Here is a 4,749-nt window from a genome sequence, read left to right as displayed (position 1 = left end):
TTTAAAGGGTTCTTGTTAATCCGGATCAACTGGAAATCTCTAAATGAGAGCTCTTAAAGATATAATACGAGGAGGGTTTTTGTGGAACGATATTTGATATTAATACTTACCACCATTTTGATTATTGCTTTGGCCATTAGAAGATTTAAACGTTTAGGTCCCGAAGATAAAGATAAAGTAAAAGAAGAGTTGGGCAACCCCGTAAGTTTATTATTAGAGTCTTTGCCATTTATAGGTGTTTTAATGATCTTCATCGGACTATTCATTGAGCAATCTGTAATAGTTGCTATAGGAATAGTATTTGTATTCTTAGGATTGAACTACCAATCATATAAAATGTGGAAATATAGTAAAAAAATTAAATCATTTTCCATATTAGTAAGTAATGTTATCTTAGTATTATACTTCTACTTTTTTATGTATGGTAGATTCTAATTCCCTAAAAAGAGTAAATACTGCTTACAGGAGGAGTTTAATAGTGTTTAAAGGCTCAAATGTTTTAAAGGTTTTATTGGTAGGTCTCCTTGTTTTCACTTCTGCACTTACCCCGGGTTTTATAGGTACAGTTAGTGCTCAAAACTCGGATATAAGTGTAAAAGATTTTGAGAATGAGAATTTCCATGTAATTTTAGAAAAAGATAACATTATTATTTATCAGGTACATAACGATGATGGAACTATTTCACAATTTGAAGAGGAAACGGTTGAATACAGTGGAAATAAAACAGTAATATACACTGAAATATATGATGTAATTAACAATGAGAAAGTGTTTGTAGATAACTTCAAAACTGAAATATTATCTGAAGGGGATTCTATTCAAATTATTCAAAAGGATAATAATGAGGTTGAACTTGAACTAAATGAGACAAATGAGGAATCGACTCAAATGATCCAAGCACGTAGCAACTGGACTACTGTCTCTTGGGCGAGTGGTAATTTTGGATATTACACGAATTACTCAACTAATAGAGGAAATGCAAGATATTCTACAATGTCTAAGACTAACTTACCACGTAACAGTAACTATAGTACTTTTATTAGAAATGTAGATGAATTAAAAAGACAAGAAGTAGCCATTCTAGCAGATGCTTCCGGAGTGGCATTACTCGAAGCTCTTTGGCAAGCAAGACATGGAGTGACCTTATCTCTTGTAAAAAATCTTATTAAAAAGATTGGAGCTCCACTTTACCTTGCTTATAGTGGTTTTAATTGGGCTCTACAAGTAAATAGAACTACGAATAGTTATTACGCATTATAATAAAGTATTTGAGAAGGGGCTGTAAAACGGCCCCTTCTGCCGTTTTAACAATTACCCCTATCATCTATCGGGTACTTTACTTTTACGAACGCTAGTGTGGATTTAAAACAAAGTTTGATAATTTATAAATAAGTCTGATCGTTATTCTAAACGGTACATCTTTTTTATAAACGGTACGACTTTATTTCAATTCCATACTTGATAACCAAAGTAAATACATAGATGAAAGATTTAATAAAAGAGATGAGCAGCTTATGCAAGCAATTAGAGAAATACAGGAAACAAAAAGGCTTGCAGCAGAAGCTAATGAAGAGAAGGAACAGAAAAGATGGTGGCAGTTTTGGAAACAGTAAAGAGGCTGGGTCATAATTAGCCAAAATAATAAAAAAGGGTTCCGATCATTGTATTTTAATGATCGGAACCCTTTTCTGTTGATTTGTTCTATTACCCGATGCTTATCCGGCGTTCATGGCGGTGTACTTCCGTAAATTCACCGCCATGAAGGCAAACCCCAACTCATTTTTCACTTTCTCGTTGCCCCTTACAGACATTCGAGTGAAACGCAAATCAGCCTTCGGATTTCCAAAAACTGGTTCTACATCCACCTTGCGTCGGCCATAGACCTCACCCGTTTTCTCTTCTGAAAGCAGCTGTTGAATCATCTTCTTTTGTTGTTCCCATTTTTCATTTATTTAGATTCTTCGATTGTTCCCTTCTTTCGCTTTGGTACATTGAGAGCGGAAGGGGCAATCTGAACAATCTTCACATTCATAGACATTGAATGCTCGTATAAAACCATTACGATCTGTGCGCTTTGACTCAAAACGAAACGTCAGCTTTTTTCCATTTGGGCACGTAAATGAATCATCTTCCTTATGATAATCCCAATTGGCTGTCTGAAATTTGTCTTTTTTAAAACGCTTTTTCTTTTCTTTACGATACGTATTATACGTAATAAGGGGTGTGCGCTTTCGATTCTCAAGCACATCTTGATAGTTTTCCTCACTTCCAAAACCTGCGTCTCCGACAATATATTCTGGGAACTCAAAGAAATGACGCTCAATTTCATCAAGGAATGGGCGCAACGTACGTGTATCAGTTGGATTTGAAAAGATCTCGTAAGCAAGCGTATATTGACCTTCTGTCGCAATTTGTACATTATAACCAGCCTTCAGTTGTCCGTTTTTCATGTAATCATCTTTCATACGCATAAACGTGGCATCGTGGTCTGTCTTTGAATAACTATTCCGTCCTTCGAAGATTTCCATGTCTTTTTGATACTTCTGTTTGCGCATCAAAAGATCTTGAAACTGTTTATGAGCGTTCTTCGGCTCTTTACGTTTTGAACGAAGGTCTTTCCTTTCGCTTACATCTTCACTTGCTTCAATTTGTTCACTGTATTCTTCGACGGTCTCTATTAACTTTTCCGTGATAAGAGAAAGCTCTTCAACAGAAAGTTCCTCAGAGCTTTCTCGCTCAATCTGTGGAATAATTTCTTTCTCTACTAATTCATCATACAGTTGGTTTGATTTTTCGATCAGGCTGGCACTGTATTTTTCAATCGATTTTCGCCAAACGAATGAAAACTTATTGGCATTGGCTTCAATTTTAGTCCCGTCAATAAAAATAGCGTCATTGTCAATCACCTTCTCTTCAACAAGTTGACAACGAAATTGAACAAAGCACTCGCGGAGGAGGTCTTGAACTTCTGGATGAACACGGAACCGATTAATTGTTCGGTAACTAGGCTCATAACCTTGAGCCAACCACATCATGCGTACACTGTCTTTGAGAAGGCCTTCAATCTTCCTTCCAGAAAAAGCGGATTGTGTGTATGCACATAAAATGACTTTCATCATCATGCGCGGGTGATAAGCAGGACACCCGGTCTTCCGTAAGAAGCCGGCAAAGGCATCATCTGGAATTTGTTCCACCAGATGATGGACCGCAAATGCGATATCATTTTCTTGAAGTTTCATTTCTAAATTTAAAGGCAATATTATTTGATTCATGTTATAGTGTTTATACATAAGGGCACCTCCGATGGTTATTGTGTAGGAACTTTAATTTTATCAGAGGTTGTCCTTTTTTTTGTTTTATAAAATGAAAAAACTTAAATAGATAAGAAAGAGGCCCCGAGAACAAAGATTTGTTTCTCGGGGCCTCTTCTAATTCAATTTACTGAGTTTTGTCCCAACCTCTAATTTTTTTGAGTCTTCCTTAAAAAGTTGAGGATTGTATAGTCTCAAAAATTCTTGTATAAGCATCTTCAATATTCTTTTTATTAACCACGTCATTATATAACCCAAAACTCCAGTAGTACCCTTCATCCCCACTAGTATGCAGATAACCTGTTGCATAATTATTATCCTTTACAGTTGGAACATCATTATAAGAAGTTGCTTTCTCTATAAAAGGAGTATAAGATTTTTTAGATTCTATAAAAAAGAATGGAATACCAGCTGTTCTATAAACATCTGCATACTCGTCATTAGTTGTTTCTAAAAGAAATTCTTTGGTAATAAATACCGCATCGAGATTTTGGGTGATTTGTTCATTTTTTATTTCCGACAATTCATAGTTTATGAAAGTAATGTTATCTTCTCTCACATCGGGTGAATCTCCTACAACTCCTATTACGAGTGGACGACCATCATATTTATTAGAATTTACAGAATCTAAATAACATCCCGTTAAAAAGATCATTGTTATTACAATAGAATAAACTAGAATATCTTTTGATAATATTATAATTCTCCTTTCGTAAAATTATATTTCACATTTTATAGGCCTAAAATCAGCAACTGGCTACTCTGAGGCAAAGTGCCGAAAATGTAATTAGAATCGGAACTTGCATTGTTTTTGATACTTATAAGTAATCAAAATATTAATGTTTTACTAAGTAATTAGAGAAATTAGTTCCGATTCTTTTATTTTTCGGAACTTTACAGACCTAAATATCCAATAAAATGAAGTGAAAAATATATTTCTTTATCAAAACCTATTAATTGTTGAATTTTTTCCTCTTCATCAAGGATCGTATACAGATCTTTGAATAGTGAAGGTGTTGTTTTAACAACACTTCCTTCTTTTTCTGTATTAGTCACCCCGTGTTTTTCGTATTTAACAACAATCTTGCCGAGTTTACCTTCAACCCCTTTATCATTTGAGTTACCTTGTGAAGTAGTTAATTTATACTCTGGCATCAAATCATCAATTAACATACTCAAGAATTGTTCAACTTTATTTCAGTTACACCAATAAAGATCAGGTGAAAAATCTATTCTGAACCACCTCCCAAAGAATAGTTGTTTCCAACATAAATAACATTCTACATAATTTACTAATTTCCTTATAAATTGGTGTTTTAGAACAACTTAATATGATAATTAATTCCTTTATATCTTCGTATTGTGACCGTCAAGTAATTTGACACAGTTTTTGCTTATTAATTTGAAACACTTTCTTGTCCAAAGATGTTTTTACGA

General features: G+C 34.3%; 4 protein-coding genes and 2 pseudogenes. 3 read left to right on the top strand and 3 right to left on the bottom strand.

Annotated elements, in window-relative coordinates:
* Positions 1 to 81: 81 nt before the first annotated feature.
* The 3 genes from SAY88_RS24365 to SAY88_RS26130 all read left to right on the top strand — a co-directional run bounded on the left by SAY88_RS24365 (position 82) and on the right by SAY88_RS26130 (position 1,614).
* On the top strand, positions 82 to 435 hold the full coding sequence (locus SAY88_RS24365) for a hypothetical protein (protein ID WP_332635029.1): 354 nt from the start codon (positions 82 to 84) through the stop codon (positions 433 to 435).
* Between the two features lie 43 nt (positions 436 to 478).
* The gene (locus tag SAY88_RS24360) at positions 479 to 1,261 is read left to right on the top strand and encodes a hypothetical protein (RefSeq protein WP_332635027.1); all 783 of its coding nucleotides are present in this window, start codon (positions 479 to 481) and stop codon (positions 1,259 to 1,261) included.
* 254 nt (positions 1,262 to 1,515) lie between these two features.
* On the top strand, positions 1,516 to 1,614 hold the full coding sequence (locus SAY88_RS26130; RefSeq protein WP_431308919.1) for a DUF3967 domain-containing protein: 99 nt from the start codon (positions 1,516 to 1,518) through the stop codon (positions 1,612 to 1,614).
* 102 nt (positions 1,615 to 1,716) lie between these two features.
* On the opposite strand, the pseudogene SAY88_RS24350 reads toward SAY88_RS26130, so the two are convergent.
* The 3 genes and pseudogenes from SAY88_RS24350 to SAY88_RS24340 form a co-directional block, all read right to left on the bottom strand.
* Positions 1,717 to 3,291: pseudogene (locus SAY88_RS24350) on the bottom strand (IS1182 family transposase).
* Positions 3,292 to 3,481: 190 nt separating this feature from the next.
* Positions 3,482 to 3,871: a hypothetical protein gene (locus tag SAY88_RS24345; protein WP_332635026.1), complete on the bottom strand. Its 390-nt coding sequence runs from the start codon at positions 3,869 to 3,871 to the stop codon at positions 3,482 to 3,484.
* Positions 3,872 to 4,206: 335 nt separating this feature from the next.
* Positions 4,207 to 4,494: pseudogene (locus SAY88_RS24340) on the bottom strand (DUF6414 family protein); the annotation flags it as partial.
* Between the last annotated feature and the right edge of the window lie 255 nt (positions 4,495 to 4,749).

This window comes from Halalkalibacter flavus, assembly GCF_036663575.1.
Taxonomy (GTDB): domain Bacteria; phylum Bacillota; class Bacilli; order Bacillales; family Bacillaceae_D; genus Halalkalibacter; species Halalkalibacter flavus.
Note: the sequence above shows the minus strand (reverse complement) of the source record. Positions and strands in the feature narration are given on the sequence as shown.